This window comes from Paraburkholderia pallida (assembly GCF_004524855.1).
In the GTDB taxonomy this organism is placed as follows: domain Bacteria; phylum Pseudomonadota; class Gammaproteobacteria; order Burkholderiales; family Burkholderiaceae; genus Paraburkholderia; species Paraburkholderia oxyphila.
This window is the reverse complement of the sequence record NZ_CP038150.1, coordinates 497,475-516,739: the sequence shown is the minus strand read 5'-3', so window position 1 is coordinate 516,739 and position 19,265 is coordinate 497,475. Positions and strand designations below refer to the sequence as shown.

The following is a 19,265-nucleotide window of genomic DNA, read 5'->3' as shown; positions in this document are numbered from 1 at the left end:
CGCAAGCGGAGAGGCAGCGCTGGCGCGGGCGTGCGCCATTTCGCACCGAGTGTTCAGGTGGCACGCCGCGATTAATCGATTACCCTGGCGAACCAGTCCGCCTCGCGGATCTCGATGACCATCGGTACGCGAGAGGCTTGCGCATCTTCGAGCGCTTCGCGCAGCGCGGCGGGGTCGGCGGCCGTGCGCGCCGCGCAGCCGAAGCCGCGCGCGAGCGTGATGAAGTCCGGCGTGTACGGATCGACGCCTACGGGCGTGATATCGCGCGCGCTCATGTATTTGCGGATCTCACCATAGCCGTGGTTGTTCCAGACGATCACGACCACCGGCACGGCGGCCTCCACGGCGCTTGCGAGCTCGGGCATCGTGAACTGCAGCCCGCCGTCGCCGATCAGGCAAACGACCGGCCGTTGCGGTGCGGCGAGCTTCGCGCCAATCGCGGCGGGCAGGCCGTAGCCGAGCGTGCCGTAGCCCGTCGACGAGTTGAACCACGTACGCGGCGCCTGCGCATCGAAGGTGAAATTGCCGACGTAGACGGGGCTCGTCGAATCGCCCACCACGACCACGTCGGGCAGCGCGTCGGCAATCGTCTCGATGAGCAGGGCCTGGGCGCGCATCGGCGCGTCGTGGCTGGCCGCGATCGCGTCGCGCACGGCCGCGACGCGCGCGGCGCCCCATGTGTGGGACGGCGCGCTCAGCACGCTGGTCTCGAGCGCGGCGCCAAGGCCCGCGAGCGCCTCGCGCGCATCGCCGACGATGGCCACGTCGGGCCGGAAATTGCGCATCACCTGCGCGGCGTCGATATCGATGCGAATCAGCTGCCCGTCAATCGCGAAGCCGCCATTGAAGAGCGTGTCGTAGTCGGTCTCGCCCAGCTCGGTGCCGATGGCGAGCACGACGTCGGCGTCGCGCACGAGCGCGCGCGTCTCGGGCAGCGATTGCGTCGAGCCGAGCAGCAGCGGATGGCCGGGCGGCAGCAGGCCCTTCGCGTTGATGGTGAGCGCGACGGGCGCCTGCAGACGCTCGGCGAGCGCGCACAGCGCTTCGCCGGCGTGTGCCGCGCCGCCGCCCGCGAGAATCAGCGGACGCTTCGCCGTGGCGAGGCGCCTGGCCGCGGCCTTCAGCGCCGCCGCATCGGGCGCGGGCCGCGTAGCGAATACGACCGGTGTGCCCGCAAGGCTCGGGGCCGGCGCGACGATCACGTCGAGCGGGATCTCGATATGGACCGGGCGCGGCCGCTGGCTCGTGAACACGGCGAACGCGCGCGCGAGCACCTGGGGCAGCTCGGCCGCGTCGAGCAGCGTATGCGAGAACGCGGTGAGGCCCGCGAACACCTCGCGCTGCGAAGGGAGCTCGTGCAGACGGCCGTCGCCGCTGCCGAGCTCGCGCCGCGCATTGACGCTGGAGATCACGAGCATCGGCACCGAATCGGCATACGCCTGCGCCATGGCGGTGGCGATATTGGTCATGCCGGGCCCGGTGATGATGAAGCAGACGCCGGGCTTGCCGGTGACGCGCGCGTAGCCGTCCGCCATGAAGCCCGCGCCCTGTTCATGGCGCGGCGTGACGTGGCGGATCGACGAAGCAGCGAGGCCCCGATAGAGCTCGACGGTATGCACGCCGGGAATGCCGAACACGAACTCGACGCCGTAGCGTTCGAGCAGGGTGACGAGCGCTTCGCCACAGGTCGGTATGGATTGGCGCGGGGCCAGGCGTACAGGCGCTTCTTCGCAGCAGGGGGAAAGGGCTGTGGAATTCATCGATTGTCGCTTTGGTTCCGGTGGTGGGTCTCACGCGTGCCGCAAGGGCGCGATTCGTCGAGCCATTGTCGAGGCCGGAACGCTCGGGAAACAATCGATTAGTTCTCATGGCGCGCATGCGCTTTCGTCATGGCGCCGCGCTGGCGCCACGGTTGGGCCATGTTGGGACCAGGGTGGGGCAACGCTTGCGGGAGGCCGATGCATGACGGGCTTTTTCGTCAGCCGGATTCCGCTCATGACGATGCGGAGGTCGCATGATCTTGTGTCGCATGCGTGTCGATTAGCGCTGGGAAGCCTGAAAATTGACAGACGATGGCGCTTGTATAGCGACGCTTAACACTTTCTAACATTATGCTTTCAGATTAAATGTTAGACTTGTCCACGTATCTAAAAAAGGACAAGTCAATGCTGAAGAAGATTGCAGGAACGACAGCTGTTGCCGCTGCGATGGCAGTGGCGTCTCTGCCCGCCGCAGCGGGCGATATGAACAATGCTGTGGGCGGCGCGCTGGGCGGTGTAGCGGGTGCGGCGGTCGGCAACGCGATTGGCGGCAGCACGGGGGCCGTGATTGGCGGCGCAGTGGGCGGCGGCGCGGGCGGCGCCGTGACGTCGAGCAAGCAGGAGCGCACCGGCGCCGTGGTTGGCGGCGCACTGGGCGGCGGGGCCGGTGCAGCCGCAGGCAATGCGATGGGCGGCACGGCCGGCAGCCTCGTGGGCGCCGCGGTGGGCGGCGGCGCGGGTGCCGCGCTGGGCGGCAACGTCTCGCGCAACAATTCGCACTCCGACGATTACTACCACGGCGGAAAGCACAAGAAGAAGCACAAGAAGTACAACAAGCACTACGACTGAACCGTACCGGCCTCCCGGTATCGAGTCTCGACACGCAGCGTCTAGAACGCTGCCGTCATCTGGAAACCGACCGTCCATCGTGCGGTCGGGAATCCTTCGGGTTTGTAGATCGGCGTGCCCGCGAACAGGTCGTAAGACATGCTGACGTATTTCGCCGGCATGCCGCCACGAATGCCGATCACCGCGCCCGCTAGCTGGGTGCCCGCCAACAACGCCGTGTTCGGCCCGAACACGCGCCCGTAATCGATCCCCGCATAGAGCATCTGGCCCGTCTGAAATACCGGCCATTGCAGTTCGTTGCGCCAGTAGAAACCTTTCTCGCCGGCCAGCATCGTTTCGCCATCGAACCCGCGTACGGTGTAGCGGCTGCCGATGGTCAGGTCGTCGATATAGAACAGCGTGTCGTTCGTGAATTGCCCGTGTACGGTTGCCACGTAGCGGAAGTTTTGCGTCGCGATGGCGAATGGCACCGAGAGGTTAGCGTCGAGCACGGCCATATGATAGCGGTACGTAGGGCCATCGGGATACGGGTCCGCCGTTGCACCGAAGCCGCCGATGCCCTGGCGATACGCTAGCGTGCCGTCGAATTGCGACGCGCCGAAGTAATGGCGGTCCGTCATGCCCAATTCGAGGAGCGTGTTGTTGCGCGCCTGCGTGGGAATGGTCGTGTCGTCGATGAAGCTGTCACCAAAACGCTTCGATAGCTGCACATAGCCACCCAGCACATCGTTCTGGCTGCGCGAAAGCACGCGCGCGAGCCGCAGTGCGGCCGTTTGCGAATTGCCGCTCGAAACGAACGTCTGGTTCACGCCCGCGATGTCCTGGTAATACGTGTTCGTGTTGCCTGAAAGCGTGGCTGTCCAGTACCCGAAAGGAACAGAATACGAGCCATTGAAGCCGTGCGTGCCAAGCGACTTGTTTCCGAAAGACAAATCCTGATTCGCGCCAAGCGAGAGGATATCGTTCAGCCCCAGCGGGTTGTTGAGCCCCAGGCTGATATTGCCTTGCCATTTGCCCGTTGCATCCGTGCCGCTGTTATCGACCGATGCGACGAAGGTCCACGGCTTCGTGTGCTGGACCGTTAGCACTACGTCGCTTTCTCCCGGCACCTCGGTCGGCCGGATCTCCATCTTCACGTCCTGATTCGGGACGCGCTTCATCTGCTCGAGGCCCTGGTCCAGGTCGCGAACGTTCAGCAGATCGCCGCTGCGCGCTGGGAAGGCGGTCTTCCATGTTCCCCATAGCGACGGGTCGGCGAAGCCGATGTTGCGCACGATACCGGGCACGAGCGCGAACGCGAAGGTGCCGGTCGTCAGGTCTTGTGGCTGCAGTAGCACGCGCGTCGTGACATAGCCGCGGGCGAGAATGGCCTGCTGCAATCCTTTCGTGAGCACGTCGATGCCTTCCTTGCCGACGCATTGGCCCGTGTAGTGGTCGAGCCATTCGCGCGCGAAGGCGAACGGGTCTTGCGGCAGGGCGGACGCGCCACGGGTTTGCGTGGTGGCGGGCAGGGTTTCGGGAACGTTCAGCGCGAAATGCTCGATGCGAAAGCACGGCGATTCGTGGGGAAGGCCGGGGTAGGCTTCGATCTTCGGAAGATCGGAGCGCACGGCGGGTGCTGAGACTGCGGCCTCGCGCTGCTGCGCGTCGCGCCGTTGCTGCTGGTTCTGCTCGGTGTTTGCGCCGCCCAACGCTTCGTTGGGCGGGACGGGCGCGTGCTGCGCGTTCGATGCGAGCGTGACCAGGGCTGTGAGCGGCAAAGCCGCGAGCCTCTTGAGGGTTTTCATTGTGTGGTTTGAATCGGTTTTTCGTATTTGGACTACAGCCTGCGTAGTTGACTTTTACGGTCGATTCGACGCAGGACGTTGCCGTGTTCGTTGGTCTGGAACGAAGCCTGAGCGAGCTAAAAAAGCTGGCTTCGGGAGGGTCGAGCGCAACCGGTATCTCGTCAAGCGGCAAGGAAGGGATGCACGACAAGTGTCAAAGGCTTGCGTGGAGGCGTGGGGAATTAGCTACGCAGACTCGTCATACGCCGTCTAAGTGGCGTCCCCACGCAGTTAGCATCAAGGGTGCACAATGAAATAGGCGGCGCGCCGCCAGGTATGAACGGATTGGATAGTGAAATGACCGAACTGGACTATCAGGTGATGGAACTGGCGCATGGCAAGCCGGTGAAGATGTGGACGAACGGCGTTGCCGTCGAGGACGACGCGCGCACGCAGTTGCGCAACACCGCGCAGCTGCCATTCATTTTCCGGCACCTCGCGGTGATGCCGGACGTGCACATCGGCAAGGGCTCGACGATTGGCAGCGTGATTCCTACGAAGGGCGCGATCATCCCGGCTGCTGTGGGCGTCGATATCGGGTGCGGAATGATGGCGGTGCGTACAACGCTGGTGGCTTCGGACCTGCCGGACTCACTCGTGGGGCTGCGCAGCGCCATCGAACGCGCAGTGCCGCATGGCCGCTCGCCGGGACGGCGCGATCCGGGGGCTTGGGGCAAGCGTGCGCCGGCTGCCGTCGACGAGCTGTGGAAAGCGCTGCAACCGGGATTCCGGCGCATCGTCGACAAGTATCCGAAGCTCGAGAAGACGAACCACTATGCGCATCTCGGCACGCTCGGCACCGGTAATCACTTCATCGAAGTGTGTCTCGACGAAAGCGACAGCGTGTGGTTCATGCTGCACAGCGGCTCGCGCGGTGTTGGCAATGCGATTGGCAGCCTGTTTATCGAACTCGCGCAGCACGACATGCGTCAGCATATCGCGAACCTGCCGGATCGCAATCTCGCGTACTTCACCGAGGGCAGCCGGCACTTCGACGACTACGTCGAAGCCGTTGGCTGGGCGCAGGATTTCGCGCGGCGCAACCGGCAGGTGATGATGGACGCGGTGATCGGCGCGGCGCGCAATGTGATCGGCAAGCCGTTCGGCGTGGATGAACACGCGGTGAATTGCCACCACAACTACGTGCAGCGGGAGCGCCACTACGGCGAAGACGTGCTCGTGACGCGCAAGGGTGCCGTCTCCGCGCAGAAGGGGCAACTCGGCATCATTCCGGGTTCGATGGGCGCGAAGAGCTTCATCGTGCGTGGGCTCGGCAATCCGGAGAGCTTCTGCTCGTGCAGCCACGGTGCGGGGCGGACGATGAGCCGGACGGAGGCGAAGCGCCGCTTCACGGTCGCGGATCAGGTGAGGGCGACCGAAGGCGTGGAGTGCCGCAAGGATGCGGGCGTGGTCGACGAAATCCCGATGGCCTATAAGGATATCGATGCGGTGATGGCGGCACAGAGCAGTCTTGTTGAGGTGGTGCACACGCTGCGTCAGGTGGTGTGTGTGAAGGGATGACGCGGGGATGGCTGGCCGTGCTCGCGGGACATGATGAATGGGCGGCGCGACGCTTTTGGCGTCGCGCCGTCGTTTTATCGCAGTTGAAGCACACAGGCATAGGCGGGCAATCGAATGGAATCTATCGAACTGCTCCCCAATATCCATGAAATGGACGATCCGGTCCTACAAGCCTCCAGACATCGCCGGATTGCTTACAGTGGAACCATCGTTCCTCAAACAATTCTCCCGCATATGAGTCTTGGACTGCTACTTCCTCGACCAACCCATTCGCAACCTGCTCACCAATCCACGCGCAGAAACGGCGATACTCGACAAGTGAGGAGAAGGCGTCTATTGCTTCCCAATTACATGCGTTCATGGCTTCTTTATTCACGATGGATCAATCTTGATATTTTTTGGAAACAACACTTGACTACCGCCTCCAACGAGTCCGCCTTACGCGGCGGCAGCATCTTCATAGAATTTTGTTCCAGTGGGAATTTCGATCGAGACCACATTAATAGCCGTATTACCCCATTGTGGATTCAACGCACTGTCGATTATTGATTGGACAGGACCAGCAGGCGGCGTACGCGACCAGTACGCACCAAATTGCGCTCTTGCGCGCTCTCGTTCGGATTGTCCGTGAACAGATTCGTGAGCAAACTCGACGTGGCCGCACCCATCGCACCAGCCCCGCAACTCTGGCTCGATGCCGCCGCACCAGCACACGCCACGATCCCGTGCAGCGCTGCGTGAGTTGGACTACCTTCGGTGAGCGTTCCATCTGCCACAAGCTTGCCGAGATACTCCGCGCCTTGTTGCTGAACATAGTTGATCAGTCCGGCCTGCGCGAACTGTCCCGCTCCACCAGTCACATTCCCGCCGGCCGCAACGGTCAGTGCAGTAGCAACCTGCCGGTACGTACCGCCCGGACCCCATTCTGCGGTCAATTCATCGGCCTCCTGCTGCGCCGCGGCGCGCTGTTCCGCGCTCAGGTTCGGGTCGTTCGCGGCTTCCTTCGCCGCATCCGCTTCTGCGGCCCGGTTGGCAACAAACGTCCCCACCTGATTGACCAGCTGGCTCGTGATCTCAAAGCCCGCTTCAATCTTCTCCTTGTCGAAGATAGGGGAGAGGGCGCCGCCCGTGTCCGACGTGTCGCGGTTCAGGTTCGCGACGATATCCGCGGCGCTCTGGCCCGTCAGCGCCTGCTGCTTTGCATCGTCCGTGACCGTGACGGTTCCCGTACTGATACCGCTACGCGTGGTCGATGCTGCATCGCCCGATGCAGCAATCGCGACCGGCGGGGCGATGGAGAGCCCGCCGGACTCTGGCAGCGTCGTGCCGGGCACCGGGTTCACGTTGTCGGCGCGGCCTTTCTGGTCCTTGCCGATGCTGCTCTTGTCGCCGTTCGCCGACCCACCGCCAAAGCTGTACCCGCCACTCAACGCGACCTGCGATGCGTCGTAATTCGCGTGGTTCTCGATATAGCTGTACGTGAGCGTGCCGGTCGTCAATGCGTTGTTCGCCGCGTCCGCCGTGCTCGCAATCACGCCACCCTTGAGGTCCGTGTTGCCCTTCACGCGGACATCGAAGCCGACATCGCCCGCCTTGATGCCGGACTGTTCCGCTACGGACGCATAGTCGGAATTCATCTTCGTCTGGCCGATGCTGCCCGACACGCTCGAACTGCCCGCGCACAGCGGAGGCACGCATACGCTCACGCCCACACCCGCGCTCTGGCTCTTCGAGTCGTAGTGCGTGACGTCCTGCAGGCTCTCGATGTTCAGATTGCCGCCCACGTCCGCGATAACCTGTTTGCCCGGGGCCACTGCGCCCGCGATGTTCGTGTCGCCACCCGAGCTGATCGCGAGCTTGTCGCCGGCCGTGACATGGGTGTTCGTCCACGTCGATGAATCGCCGTCCTCGTGGCCGCGGCTGCCCGATGCGCTCGCCGTGAACGACAGGCCGCTCTGCGAGCCCATACTGAATGTCACGCCGACACCGGCGCTCGCGCCGCTGCTGGTCCCGTGCTGGCTGCTGGTGCTCTGCGCAGCACGCAGGTTCACGTCACCTTCGGCCGCGAGCAGCGCATTGCCACCCGCTGAAATCGTGCTGCCAGTGACATCGATATGACTGTTCGTGCCCGCGCCGGCTGCCGCAATCGTGACGTTGCGGCCTGCTTCAACGGTGCTGCCGACCGCAGTACTCGACTGCATCTGATGCTGGCTGTCGCTCTTGCTCGCACCCACTGAAACGTTGATGCCGACAGTCGAAGCAGCCTTCACAGGGTCGGTTCCGACCGCGTCATAGAGGTTCTTCGCGGCAAGGCCCGTGGTGACTGCCGCGAGTGCCGTCAGGCGCGCGTCGCCGCCGACATGCTGTGCGGCGCTCGCCATCTGCTTGCCGGTCTGCACGGCAGCGACTACCGGATTCGTGAGGCCGACTGTGACGCCGGCGGAGCGATACTGCTGTTGCTCGGACTGGCTTGCCGTGTCGTACGCAGAACTGATCGTGAAGGACTTGCCCGCCATGTTCACGTCGTTGCCCGCGTGCAGCGTGCTGCCCGTCACGTTCAGGGCGTTGCCCGTCGTGATGGCGAGGTTGCCGTCGAGCGAGCCGACGACGCTGCCGTTGTTCGTGACCGTCTGCCGGCGCCGTTCGACAGCGTGCCCGTGTTGACCGAAAGTCCGCCGGTGCCTGAATTCGCGACCGTGCCCCGGTCGTTCAGCAGTGCGCCAGCGTCAAGCGCGAGACCGTCGGCGTTGGACTGGATCGCACCGTCTGTGTTGTCGAGCGTGTCACTAACTTCGAGTGTCGTCGCGCCAGTTCCGGTCTGCGTGACGCTGCCGCCCCGATTGAGGAAGTTTGTAGCGTGCAGCGTGAACTGGCCGGCGCGGGTCGTTGCGCCGCTGTTGTCGAACGTCGCTGCCGAGAGCGTAAGCGCACGGCCCGCCGCGAACTGGCTTGCGTTCGTGAGCGTCGTGCCGGCCGTGAGGGTCATGTCCACGTTGGCCGCGAACGTGCCGCTGTTGAAGAGGGTCTGCACGGACTGCGCGATCAGGCTCTGAACCGCAGTGACGGAACCGGCATTGGCGATCTGCCCGGCTTGCAAGGCGACGCTGCCATTGCCGCCGATGCTGCCGCCCACGCCGTTGTTGAGCAGGCCGGCCGTCGTCATGTTGACGCCATCCGTGCCGAGCGATGCGATATGACCGCCCGTGTTGTCGAGGCTGCCGCTGCTGGCCGATAGCTGCTTCGCCGACTGCACGGTTCCGCCAACGTTCGACAGCGCACCCGAGACGTTCACACTCAGTGCGCCGTTGGTCACAATCGTGCCGCCGGTGTTCGACAGCGTGCCCGTATTGATCGCGAGCGTGCCCATGCCCGCATTCGTGATGACGCCGTGATCGTTCAGGAGTGCGGACGGGTCGAGCGCGAAATTGTCGGCGTTGGTCTGGATCGAGCCATACGTATTGTCGAGGGTGCCGCTCACATCGAGCGTCGTCGCGCCGTTGCCGCTTTGCGCGATCGTGCCGCCGCGATTGACGAGATTCACGGCGTGCAGTGCGAGCTGGTTCGCACTGGTCAGGCCCTGGCTGTTGTCGAAGGTCGCCGCCGAAAGGGCAAGCCCGCCATTGGCCGTGAGCTGGCTGGTGTTCGTGAGTGTTGACCCGGCCGCGAGAGTCATGTTCGCATTCGCCGCGAACGTGCCGCCGTTGAACAGGGTTTGCAGGGCCTGCGCGATCAGACTCTGAACCGCGGTGATGGACCCTGCATTGGTGATCTGGCCCGCCTGCACTACAACGTTGCCATTGCCGCCGATGCTGCCGCCTGCGCCATTGTTGAGCTGGCCGCCAATCGTTATGTCGACACCGTCCGCGTTTAGCGAGGCGATATGACCGGCCGTGTTGTCGAGCGAACCGGATGCCATCGAGAATCCAGCATTCGCCTGCAGGGTGCCGCCCTGGTTGCTCGTCGCGCCCGAGATGTTTCCGGTCAGCGTGCTCCCTGAAATCATCTGGCCGCCCCGGTTCGAGAGCGCGCCCGCCGTGATGTGCTGCGCGCCGCCCGATGACATCGCGCCGTAGTCGTTCGTGAGCGCGCCGCTCGCGCGCGCGTCGAGTGTGCTGCCCGCGGTCGTGGTGGCGCCCGACAGGTTCAGGTCGCCGCCGTTCGCCGCGAGCACGAGTGCGCCGTTCGCCGACGTGCCGCTGCCCGCGAGATTCACGGCCGCGCCGCCGATGACCGCATTGCCGCCTGCCGCATTGCGGCCGGTCGCCGTGAGGGCGCCGGCCGCGCTTACGCTCAGGTCTCCGGGCTGCACCAGTGCGCCGTCGCCGTTCACGCCCGCTGCGAGCGTGCCGGTCGAGCTCACCGAACCGGCGCTGATCGTCGTGTTCTGTTGCGCGCCAACCAGGCCGCTGTTCGTCAGCGCGCCGCCCGTGCCAAGGCTGACGTTCTGCTGCGCGTAGGTCATTCCGCTGTTGTCGATGCTGTCACGAGCCGTTGCGCTGAGGTTGCCGCTTGCACTCGCCTGGCTTGCGAGCACGAGCTTGCCCTGCGTGGTCAGCACGAGGTCGCCGGCATTCGCCGCCACGACGCCCTTGAGGGAAACCCCGACGCCGGCTTCCGTGCCCACAAGGAACACGCGGTTCGCGTACATGCCACCGAGATTGCTCACGTCGATGGAGACGCCCGGCGCGGGGCCGTCGCCCGCAATCGGCGTGGCCGCGAGCGTATCGTGTTGGATGCTGTTTGCGCCCGTGATGACGTTCAGGTTGTTCGCATAGATCGCGGCGTTGGCCTGCACGGCACGGGCCAGCAAGTCCACTTGGTCCACATTCGATGCGTTCAGGCCCGCGCCGTTGACGGTGATGTTGCCGCCCGTGACATTGAAGCCCGAGAGTGAGCCGTCCGGCGCATAGTTCGGCGTGCCGGTCGTGAGAATCGCGCGACTCGTATTGATGAATCCGCCGCCGTTCACGGCAATGCCGGACGGATTGGCGATAACCACTTCGGCCCGGCTTCCCGCGACTTCGAGATGGCCGTTCAGTTGCGATGCGGTCAGACTGTTGACCTGATTGACGATGATTCTGGCCGATTGACCCGGCCCAAAGTTCGGGTTGCCGTTGATCATGCCGGCCTGCTGCGTCTGCACGATGGTCGGCGAGTTGTTCAGGATCGCGCCGCGCGATTGAACGTCGAAGCGGTTGTAGGTGTTGACCGAAACGCCCGCGCCGGAGGGGCGGTTGATGTTCACCTGATCCAGACCGTTCTGGGTCTGGATCACATTGGGCGCGTGCGCGCCGCCGCCGGCGATCTGTGCACCGGACTGCGCAGGCAGGGCGCCGAGCAGTGCGAGTGCGGCAAAGGCGATTTGCCTCAGTGTGAACAGCGCGCGGCGCGGCGTAGCGGGGCGTGTGTCAGCGCGTGTTTGTCCTGCTGTTTTCCCCGTAGCCGCAGCGGTTTCCTCGACGGCAATGAGCATTCCCCGAGTTTTGCTGAACACGAGGCGGTGGCGATTCTTGTTCATTCACGGCCTTCGTTATGCTTATTTTTGAAGGCCTGTAAACTAGCGTTGCGTCACGCTTCCAGCGATGCGACAAGGTGGCGGAAACAACAGATTTGGGTAAATCGGACTTGTCTTATCGAGCGTGATTAAGAACTCCGGTAGCCTGCGTGAGCGAAAAAAATCACAAATATGACGAAAAGCCCTTCATCGAGTTTGTCAGTCAACTCTCCGTAGATTCGTACATAGAAAAAGAGATTGAATCCGTGGCGCCATCTTCATCTTGTTCCGCTGGCCTGTGCCGGGTGCAGTTGCCCTTCACGGATCGCCTGCTCAGCAGGGTGCGTACGATGGCGCGGAGTTAACGCCGATGCCGTGGCTGCGCCGTCCCGTTGTATTGTCCGCACCGCGTCGCAAGTGGGGGCCCGTGCTACGAGCGTTGGCGGTTGGCTTGGGTCCACTATTCATTCTGCTGGTCCTGGAACTGCTCACGCGGAATGTTTACGCCGCACCGGGCCGGTTCATGCGCGTCGTGCAGATCACTGGCGGCCTGGCAGGGGCAATCGCGGGCGTTCCGCTGCTGCGCAGTGTGCCATGGCACCGCGCGGACGGCCCTCTGACTCGCCTGCTGGGGAGCGTTGCGATTGGGGCGGTCTGGGGCTTTATCATTGCTTGCCTCGCGCTCGACTTGCTGGCGCGCGAAACCGCCACGCAGGTCCGCACCGTGCAGGTCCCGTACGCGGTGACTAGCGGCTGGAAAAACTGTGGATACGGTATCGCCTTCGACGACGAGGCACTGCGAGGCCGGATCACGGTGTGCGGCCCGCGCTGGCACCTGCCGAGGCAGCCGGACACTGGCATGCTGCACGTGACGGAAACCGTCGGGCCTTGGGGGGTGATTCTCAACCAGGTGAGCCTGGCGGTTCACCCGTGAATGTCGGCACCTGCCATAGGGTCCAGAGCACCGGCACCCACGATGCGCAGCGCCCCCAAAGTCGTCAACGCCCCCACAGTCGTCAACGCCCCTTCATCTGTTCCAGCAACCACTGCGCGAGCCGCTGCGCGCCGTCCGGCATTTCGGCATCGGCGCGCCAGCACAGGTAGTAGTGGCGCCCGTCGTCGAGCTCATGATCGAAGAGCTTGCGCAACGCGCCCGATGCGAGCTCGCGCGAGACGAGCGGCGCGCGCATCAGCGCCGCGCCGAGATCGGCGAGCGCGGCGCTCAGGGTGAGCTGGCCGTCTTCGAACAGCGGGCCTTCGGTGCGCGGGAGGTGGCGCACGCCCGCGCCCTGCAGCCAGTTCGCCCACGTGCTGCGATCCTCGTCGTGAACGAGCGGCACGCCCGCGAGGTCCGCTGGCTTGCGCAGCGGCCCGTAGCGCTGCAAAAAGCGCGGCGTGCACACCGGCACGACCGCGCCCGACATGAGCGGCGTGCTCGTATAGCCGACCCAGTCGCCGGTGCCGAAGCGGATCGATAAATCCGCGGCATCGCTGCGGTAATTGCGGTGATTCGCGTAGAGCACCGTCACGTCCACGTCTTCGTTGGCCGCCAGGAAGTCGTGCAGCCGCGGAATGAACCAGCCCATGCCAAAGAGCGGAATCAGACTGATCGTGATCTGGCGCCGCGCCGAGCGCTCGCGCACGAATCCCGTGGCGCTGCGCAGCACCGAGAACGCCGCGCTGATCGACCGGTAGTAGTCGCGGCCTTCGTCGGTGAGCACGAGCGAGCGGCCGCTGCGCACCGTCAACGGCGTCTGCACGAAGGTTTCGAGCAATTGCAACTGATGGCTCACGGCCGAGGCCGTGATCTCGAGCTCGCGCGCAGCCGCCGCAACCGAGCCGTGACGCGCGAACGCCTCGAACGCGCGGACCGCCCGCAGCGGCGGGTCATCGACGATATGCTGAATTTTATTCATGTGTCGAATTATATCGAAGCGTGCGTGATGTTCGGGTCGGAGGAATTGTCCATATAAAACAGCGGATTAAGCGCCATGATGGCGTGCCGGCATATCGATCGAACCAAACGTAATTTAGGCCGTTACACACAAAAGATTAATCTTTTTCAGTATTCGAGGCCGCGTGCCGCATGTCTTCCAGATGGACGGCGAGCCGCGCCCGCCCCACAGGCTCATCGGGATCGATCGACATGAAAAAGAAAACTCTGCTGTTGCCGGCCGCCACGCTTGCCGCGTCGCTTTTCGTGGGCGTCGCGCACGCTCAGGACGAACAGGTGGTTCTGATCGGGCTCGCCGCGCCGCTGACTGGTGCATCCGCGCGCATCGGCAAGGATCTGGAAAACGGCGCGCAACTCGCCATCGACGACGCCAATGCGAAGCATCCGGGCATCGCAGGCAAGCCCGTCGTCTACAAGCTCGTGAGCGTCGACGACCAGTCCGATCCGCGCACGGCCGTCACGGTCGCGCAGCAACTCGTCGATCGCCATGTGATTGGCGTGGTCGGACACTGGAACACCGGCTGCAGCGTGCCGGCCGCGCGCGTCTACCACGACGCGGGCATTGCGCAGATCGCGCCGGCCTCGACGGGGCATCAGTACACGCTGCAGGGCTTCGACACGGCGTTTCGCATCATGGGCCACGACGACGATGGCGGCGCCTACACGGGCGCTTACGCCGTGAAAACGCTGAAGGCGCAGCGCATTGCCGTGATCGACGATCAGACTGCATTCGGCGCGGGGCTCGCGAACCAGTTCATCAAGGGCGTGCAGGCCAGTGGCGGCAATGTGATCGATCACCAGTACGTGACCGACAAGACACTCGATTTCAGCGGCGTGCTCACGGCCATCAAGGCGAAGCGTCCCGACCTGATCTTCTTCGGTGGCCTCGACGTGGAGGCCGCGCCGCTCGTGCGCCGCATGCGTCAGCTGCATATTCAGGCGCCGCTGCTTGGCGCGGGCGGTTTCGTGAGCCAGACCTTCCTCAAGCTCTCCGGTCCCGCCGGTGACGGCGTCACGGCACTGGAGCCGGGCCGTCCGCTCGAGCGCATGCTGGGCGGCACGGCCTTCGATGCGCAATACCGCGCGCGCTGGCACGCGCCGATCGAATTGCACGCGCCGTTCGCCTACGACGCGGCCGCGACGCTGATCGCCGCCACGCAGCAGGCCAATTCGGTTGCACCGAAAAAGATCGTCGCGACGCTGCACGCGATGCATCGCGACGGCGTGACCGGCGCGATCGCCTTCGATGCGCAAGGCAATCTCGTGGATCCCGCTTACACGATCTATCAGGTGAAGGACGGCAAGTGGGCCGTGGTGGACGTGCTCGGCGGCGGCGCGCCTGCGAAGACGCTGACCAAGACCGCTGGCCGCTAAATGCATTGAGGAGACGAAGATGACACAGCAACATGGCTTAGAGGGCGACAGCGTCGCAGACCAGACCGGCGTGAACGGCGAGACGCTCGGCATTCTCGCGCGCCGGCGCATCGAAGCGGAAATCATCAAGCCGATCTACGAGATTCTCAAACGCGACTTCGGCACCGAGCGCGCCCAGGCCGTGATCGCCGAGGCCGTGCGCGGCGCGGCCGTCGATGCGGGTCGCCAGTTCGCGGCGCGCGAGCCGAACGGCACGAGCGTCGCGTCGTTCGTCGCGCTGCAGGTGCTCTGGGAAAAGGACGATGCGCTCGAAGTCGAGACGCTGCGTGCCGACGACGAAGCCTACGATTACAACGTGAAGCGCTGCGCCTACGCCGAGATGTACCACGCGATGGGCCTTGGCGAGATCGGCCATTTGCTGAGTTGCGCGCGCGACAGCGAGTTCATCGCGGGCTACGACCCGCGCGTCGAACTCACGCGCACGAGCACCATCATGCAAGGCGGCAAGCGTTGTGATTTCCGCTACCGCATGCGCGATGCGAAGCCGGCCGACCTGGGCGAGGAGCGTGCCGATGACTGAGCGCTTGCAACAGGCTGCGCCTCGCGCAACCGATGAAGCCGCGGATGCGGGCTACTCCGCGTTGCGCGTGAACGGCGCGCGGCTGTGGGACTCGCTCGAGCGCATGGCGCAGATCGGCAGGACTGCCAAAGGCGGCGTCTGCCGACTCGCACTCACCGAGCTCGACCGTGAAGGGCGCGACCTGTTCGTGCAATGGGCGCGCGAGGCGGGCTGCGCGATTCGTGTCGACCAGATGGGCAATATCTTCGCGCGCCGCGCGGGACGCAACCCGGAAGCCGCCCCGGTGCTGACCGGCTCGCACGCCGACACGCAGCCGACTGGCGGGCGCTACGACGGCATTTATGGCGTGCTGGGCGGGCTTGAAGTGATCCGCACGCTCAACGACGCGGGCGTGCAGACCGAGCACCCGTTCGAGGTGGTGATCTGGACCAACGAGGAAGGCTCGCGTTTTGCGCCCGCGATGATCGCGTCGGGTGTTTATGCGGGCGTGTATTCGCTCGAATATGGGCTTTCGCGTAGCGATGCGTCGGGCACGACGATCGGCGAGGCGCTTGCGCAGATCGGCTATGCGGGCGAGGAGCCGGTGGGCGGCACGCCCGTGCACGCCGCGTACGAGTTGCATATCGAGCAGGGTGCGATTCTCGAGCGCAGTGGGAAGACCATTGGTGTTGTGACGGCGGGTCAGGGGCAGCGCTGGTATGAGATCGAGCTCGAAGGCGTGGATGCGCATGCGGGGACTACGCCGATGGATCTGCGGCGCGATGCGCTGGCCGGCGCGGCGCGCATGATCATGTTTGTCGAGGCGTTGGGGCGTAGATATGCGCCGCATGGGCGGGCTACGGTTGGGATGGTCGAGGTGAAGCCGAACTCGCGGAATACCGTGCCGGGGCGCTGCTTTTTTACGGTGGAGTTTCGGCATCCGGATTCGGGTGTGTTGGCTGAGATGGATGCGCTGTTGCGCGCTGAGTTGGGGCGCGTGGCGGGAGAGGCACAGCTTGGTCATACGATCAGGCAGATCTTCGATTATGCGCCGGTGCCGTTTGCGGAGGCGTGTATTGACGCCGTGCGGCGGGCTGCGGAGAGGCTAGATTTGCCTCACGAGGATATTGTTTCGGGTGCGGGGCATGATGCGTGCTATCTCGCGCGTGTGGCGCCTACCGGTATGATTTTTGTGCCGTGTGTGGGTGGGCTCAGCCACAATGAGGCCGAGGCGATTACGCCTGAATGGGCCGAGGCCGGTGCTAACGTGCTGCTGCATGTCATGGTGGAGAGTGCCATGCTGGATCGCGTTCGATCGGAGTGTGGTTGATAGCTGGGTGCTGGGCGCTGCGCGCGTTGGCCTTAACTTGTATTCGCGGCGGGCCGCAGGCGTTGCCCCTGTGCGGGGCGGCACCTACTTTTCTTTGCCGCGGCAAAGAAAAGTAGGCAAAAGAAAGCCGCTCAAACCGCTAGTGTGACGCCGTCCCCCACTGCGCTGTATATCGGAGCGGCTCCGGGGCGTCTGTCACCACTTGATACACGCCGGAGTGACTAAGGGCTCATCCATCCGGCGGCGCTGCGCGCGCCGTGGGGTATAACCAAAACCATTGGGATATACGCGTATTCGTGGAACTCCACGTATTCAAATGGAAGAGCTATCGTGTATCAGTAGGACTCCAGCATATTCTCTCGGAACCATTCCTGCGCAATCGCCAATTTGCCGGGAAGAACTTCGCGCATTCGCCACGCAGCCCGCCCGGTTTTCCAAGCATACCCTTCCGCCCGCGCGTAGCGCGTGGCGGGAAGAATGAGCCCTTTGTCACTGACGCGGAGTGTGCGAGGAGACGGATGCCCCGGAACCGCTCCGATATACAGGGCAGTGGGGGACGGCGTCACACTGGCGGTTTAAGCCGCTTTCTTTTGCCTACTTTTCTTTGCGGCTGCAAAGAAAAGTAGGTGCCGCCCCGCACAGGGGCAACGCCTGCATGCCGAATGCAAAACAAGGAAACGCGAGGCCCCCGCGAGGCCCCCGCGAATCACCCGCGAATCACCCGCAAAGTATTGCAGTCATGCGCCAACATACTGGACGCCATCACGCTGCGGCCCATTATCGAACTCGCTGACTGCATCGACGCTGACAAGCGTGTCCACCGTCACGCGCCGATTGGAAACGAGCGTCCACGAGCGCCAATCCACGCCAGGCTGACCGTCCGACAGCAGCTCGGACAAGGCTCCAAGTAACCGCTCCCGCCCCACCGATACGATCAAAAATCCTTCATTAGAAACGGCGGCCTTATCGATGCCCAATCGCTCGCACAGCGCGCGCTTCTCCTCCAACTCGTCCTCATCAGCGCGCCTGCGCTGTTCAATCGCCGCGCGCGTGGCGGGATCGACCGGTATCCCATCGATCGCAAAAGGCGTGACACCCTGCCATGCTTCGGACGGGCAAAGCTTGTGCTCCGGCTTCAATGGAATAAACGGATTGACCTCCGCCGGATAAACACGGCAGACAAGGGGCCGCTCTTCATAAATGCCGCAACGCATGGCGTCGCCCAAATTCGGGCAGGCACCCGTGAACGATGCCGCCAGCGTTACCGCGACCCGGATCGGCAGGGTGCCGCTCGTCGCGGGAAAGGTCCGTTTGCGCTTGTATGCGGCGAAGGCATTCGATGCATCGGGCTCCACGGGCCACGGGATGGCCTCGCACAGAATGTCCACATCGCCGCCGCGTTCCAGCCACTTTCGGGCTTCGGCGATGCTCACGGGCAGGCGTAGATCATGGCAGCACTTGCCGCATCGCGTGCAATCGAATTGGGTACGGTCCAACAGATGTCCTTTGGTCGCGCCGTCCACCGATGCCGGTCAGCATGGCCGGATCGAGGGGCGCTTCAACCCTGCACGTTACAGCCGTCCGTGTCGATGCGATGCGCCGAACACGATCGGTTTGTCGGTCTTGTTCGGCGAAAGCGATGCAAGCAAATTGAAATGTTTTTGCGGTGTCAGGCCCTTGTTTAGCGCTAACAGGGGGCATTTTTCGGCAGGATTCCTGAAGATATCGGCTAACCGTGCTGTCGCTTGCGTCAAGGCGCGATTTCGGCCTTGACGCTGTCGACCACGGGGATGCCGTCATCGTCGATCAGCGAGAACAGCACCTCGGCGCTTTCGCCCGCCTGGGCATCGAGCGAGTCGAGTGCGAGCGTGGCAGTGGAGAGCGGCGCGACCATGTCCGGCGTGATCTGCTGCGAGTGGCCGCCGGCCTTCACGAGGACCGCGCTGAAGCTCGCGTAGTAGGGCGTCGGATTCCCGATCTTGAGGGTGAGTTTGCCCGCGGCCCGCGCAAGCGAGAAGGTGAGCCGTTTCGGCAGTTCGCGCGGCCCGTAGGGCAATCCGGCCGGGCGCACGAAGACCTTGAACTGCGTGCGCATCGTGACCGTGACGGTCTGCGCGTTGCTGGGCTGTTGCTGCTTGGGCAAGCCTGGGATCTCGTACAGGTTGAGCCAGAACAGCGATTCGCGATCGGACGGCAGCTTCGCGCCGGAGTGGATGATCCGCAGGCTGGTCTGGTCGCCCGCGGCCATGCGGAAGATCGGCGGCAGGACCACGAACGGGGCGCTCGATTGCTGGGGCACGGCGTCGATGCGGCCGTCGTCGATCCAGGCCTGCACCAGCACGGGATACGTGTTGGCGTTGAAGACCTGCAGCGACTGCTCGGTCGTGCCGGCGGGGAAAATCACGCGCGATGCTTCGGGCGTCACGCCCGCATGCGCGGGCAGGCTCCACGCGGCGGCTAGCAGTGTCGCCAGGGCGAGCGCGAGGCGGCCGAGGCGGGCGAATCGACCGAGCCGGGCGAAGCGAAGAGGCCACTCGCTATCCACTCTCGCATGAAGTCCGCGCGGCCCTGATGCGCGTGCGCGAACACGGCAAGGCG

At 64.2% G+C, this 19,265-nt stretch carries 12 protein-coding genes and 1 pseudogene; 6 read left to right on the top strand and 7 right to left on the bottom strand.

Going from position 1 to position 19,265, the window contains the following annotated elements; genetic code table 11:
* Positions 1-71: 71 nt before the first annotated feature.
* Complete coding sequence (locus E1956_RS28930; protein WP_197732956.1) at positions 72-1,760, bottom strand: 5-guanidino-2-oxopentanoate decarboxylase; 1,689 nt, start codon at positions 1,758-1,760, stop codon at positions 72-74.
* Positions 1,761-2,165: 405 nt separating this feature from the next.
* Between E1956_RS28930 and E1956_RS28925 the strand changes: the two genes are divergently transcribed.
* On the top strand, positions 2,166-2,609 hold the full coding sequence (locus E1956_RS28925) for a hypothetical protein (protein ID WP_134755672.1): 444 nt from the start codon (positions 2,166-2,168) through the stop codon (positions 2,607-2,609).
* 41 nt (positions 2,610-2,650) lie between these two features.
* Here the strand turns inward: E1956_RS28925 and E1956_RS28920 are convergent, their stop codons facing one another.
* Positions 2,651-4,396 carry a ShlB/FhaC/HecB family hemolysin secretion/activation protein gene (locus E1956_RS28920; protein WP_134755670.1) on the bottom strand — a complete coding sequence of 582 codons (1,746 nt, stop codon included), beginning with the start codon at positions 4,394-4,396 and terminating at the stop codon, positions 2,651-2,653.
* Between the two features lie 336 nt (positions 4,397-4,732).
* On the opposite strand from E1956_RS28920, the gene E1956_RS28915 reads away from it, so the two are divergent.
* Positions 4,733-5,956 carry an RtcB family protein gene (locus tag E1956_RS28915; protein WP_134755668.1) on the top strand — a complete coding sequence of 408 codons (1,224 nt, stop codon included), beginning with the start codon at positions 4,733-4,735 and terminating at the stop codon, positions 5,954-5,956.
* 542 nt (positions 5,957-6,498) lie between these two features.
* Here the strand turns inward: E1956_RS28915 and E1956_RS47015 are convergent.
* Together E1956_RS47015 and E1956_RS47010 are read right to left on the bottom strand one after the other, a co-directional pair.
* A complete protein-coding gene (locus tag E1956_RS47015; protein WP_232072130.1) occupies positions 6,499-8,535 on the bottom strand; it encodes a hemagglutinin repeat-containing protein in 2,037 nt (678 codons plus the stop codon).
* 644 nt (positions 8,536-9,179) lie between these two features.
* Positions 9,180-11,474 (bottom strand): annotated as a pseudogene (locus E1956_RS47010) (two-partner secretion domain-containing protein); the annotation flags it as partial.
* A 427-nt stretch (positions 11,475-11,901) separates the two neighbouring features.
* Here E1956_RS47010 and E1956_RS28905 point away from each other — a divergent pair.
* Positions 11,902-12,384, top strand: a complete 483-nt coding sequence (locus tag E1956_RS28905; RefSeq protein WP_134755666.1) for a hypothetical protein — start codon at positions 11,902-11,904, stop codon at positions 12,382-12,384.
* An 82-nt stretch (positions 12,385-12,466) separates the two neighbouring features.
* Here E1956_RS28905 and E1956_RS28900 read toward each other — a convergent pair whose 3' ends face one another.
* Positions 12,467-13,366 carry a LysR substrate-binding domain-containing protein gene (locus E1956_RS28900; protein WP_134755664.1) on the bottom strand — a complete coding sequence of 300 codons (900 nt, stop codon included), beginning with the start codon at positions 13,364-13,366 and terminating at the stop codon, positions 12,467-12,469.
* A 230-nt stretch (positions 13,367-13,596) separates the two neighbouring features.
* On the opposite strand from E1956_RS28900, the gene E1956_RS28895 reads away from it, so the two are divergent.
* From E1956_RS28895 to E1956_RS28885, 3 genes are read left to right on the top strand one after another with little or no spacing between them, the layout of a single operon-like run.
* Positions 13,597-14,778 carry a branched-chain amino acid ABC transporter substrate-binding protein gene (locus E1956_RS28895; protein WP_134755662.1) on the top strand — a complete coding sequence of 394 codons (1,182 nt, stop codon included), beginning with the start codon at positions 13,597-13,599 and terminating at the stop codon, positions 14,776-14,778.
* Positions 14,779-14,797: 19 nt separating this feature from the next.
* A complete protein-coding gene (locus E1956_RS28890; RefSeq protein WP_134755660.1) occupies positions 14,798-15,358 on the top strand; it encodes an L-2-amino-thiazoline-4-carboxylic acid hydrolase in 561 nt (186 codons plus the stop codon).
* The gene (locus E1956_RS28885; RefSeq protein ID WP_134755658.1) at positions 15,351-16,667 is read left to right on the top strand and encodes a Zn-dependent hydrolase; all 1,317 of its coding nucleotides are present in this window, start codon (positions 15,351-15,353) and stop codon (positions 16,665-16,667) included. The genes E1956_RS28890 and E1956_RS28885 overlap by 8 nt, the downstream gene beginning before the upstream one ends.
* 737 nt (positions 16,668-17,404) lie before the next feature.
* Here E1956_RS28885 and E1956_RS28880 read toward each other — a convergent pair.
* Together E1956_RS28880 and E1956_RS28875 are read right to left on the bottom strand one after the other, a co-directional pair.
* The gene (locus tag E1956_RS28880) at positions 17,405-18,163 is read right to left on the bottom strand and encodes a YkgJ family cysteine cluster protein (RefSeq protein ID WP_134755656.1); all 759 of its coding nucleotides are present in this window, start codon (positions 18,161-18,163) and stop codon (positions 17,405-17,407) included.
* A gap of 254 nt (positions 18,164-18,417) precedes the next feature.
* Positions 18,418-19,212, bottom strand: a complete 795-nt coding sequence (locus E1956_RS28875; RefSeq protein ID WP_167760151.1) for a fimbrial biogenesis chaperone — start codon at positions 19,210-19,212, stop codon at positions 18,418-18,420.
* Between the last annotated feature and the right edge of the window lie 53 nt (positions 19,213-19,265).

Coding starts and splice junctions, on each gene's coding strand:
- E1956_RS28900 (WP_134755664.1), bottom strand. CDS start 13,366: ATGAATAAAATTCAGCATATCGTCGATGACCCGCCGCTGCGGGCGGTC.
- E1956_RS28915 (WP_134755668.1), top strand. CDS start 4,733: ATGACCGAACTGGACTATCAGGTGATGGAACTGGCGCATGGCAAGCCG.
- E1956_RS28920 (WP_134755670.1), bottom strand. CDS start 4,396: ATGAAAACCCTCAAGAGGCTCGCGGCTTTGCCGCTCACAGCCCTGGTC.
- E1956_RS28930 (WP_197732956.1), bottom strand. CDS start 1,760: ATGAATTCCACAGCCCTTTCCCCCTGCTGCGAAGAAGCGCCTGTACGC.
- E1956_RS28925 (WP_134755672.1), top strand. CDS start 2,166: ATGCTGAAGAAGATTGCAGGAACGACAGCTGTTGCCGCTGCGATGGCA.
- E1956_RS28885 (WP_134755658.1), top strand. CDS start 15,351: ATGACTGAGCGCTTGCAACAGGCTGCGCCTCGCGCAACCGATGAAGCC.
- E1956_RS28890 (WP_134755660.1), top strand. CDS start 14,798: ATGACACAGCAACATGGCTTAGAGGGCGACAGCGTCGCAGACCAGACC.
- E1956_RS28895 (WP_134755662.1), top strand. CDS start 13,597: ATGAAAAAGAAAACTCTGCTGTTGCCGGCCGCCACGCTTGCCGCGTCG.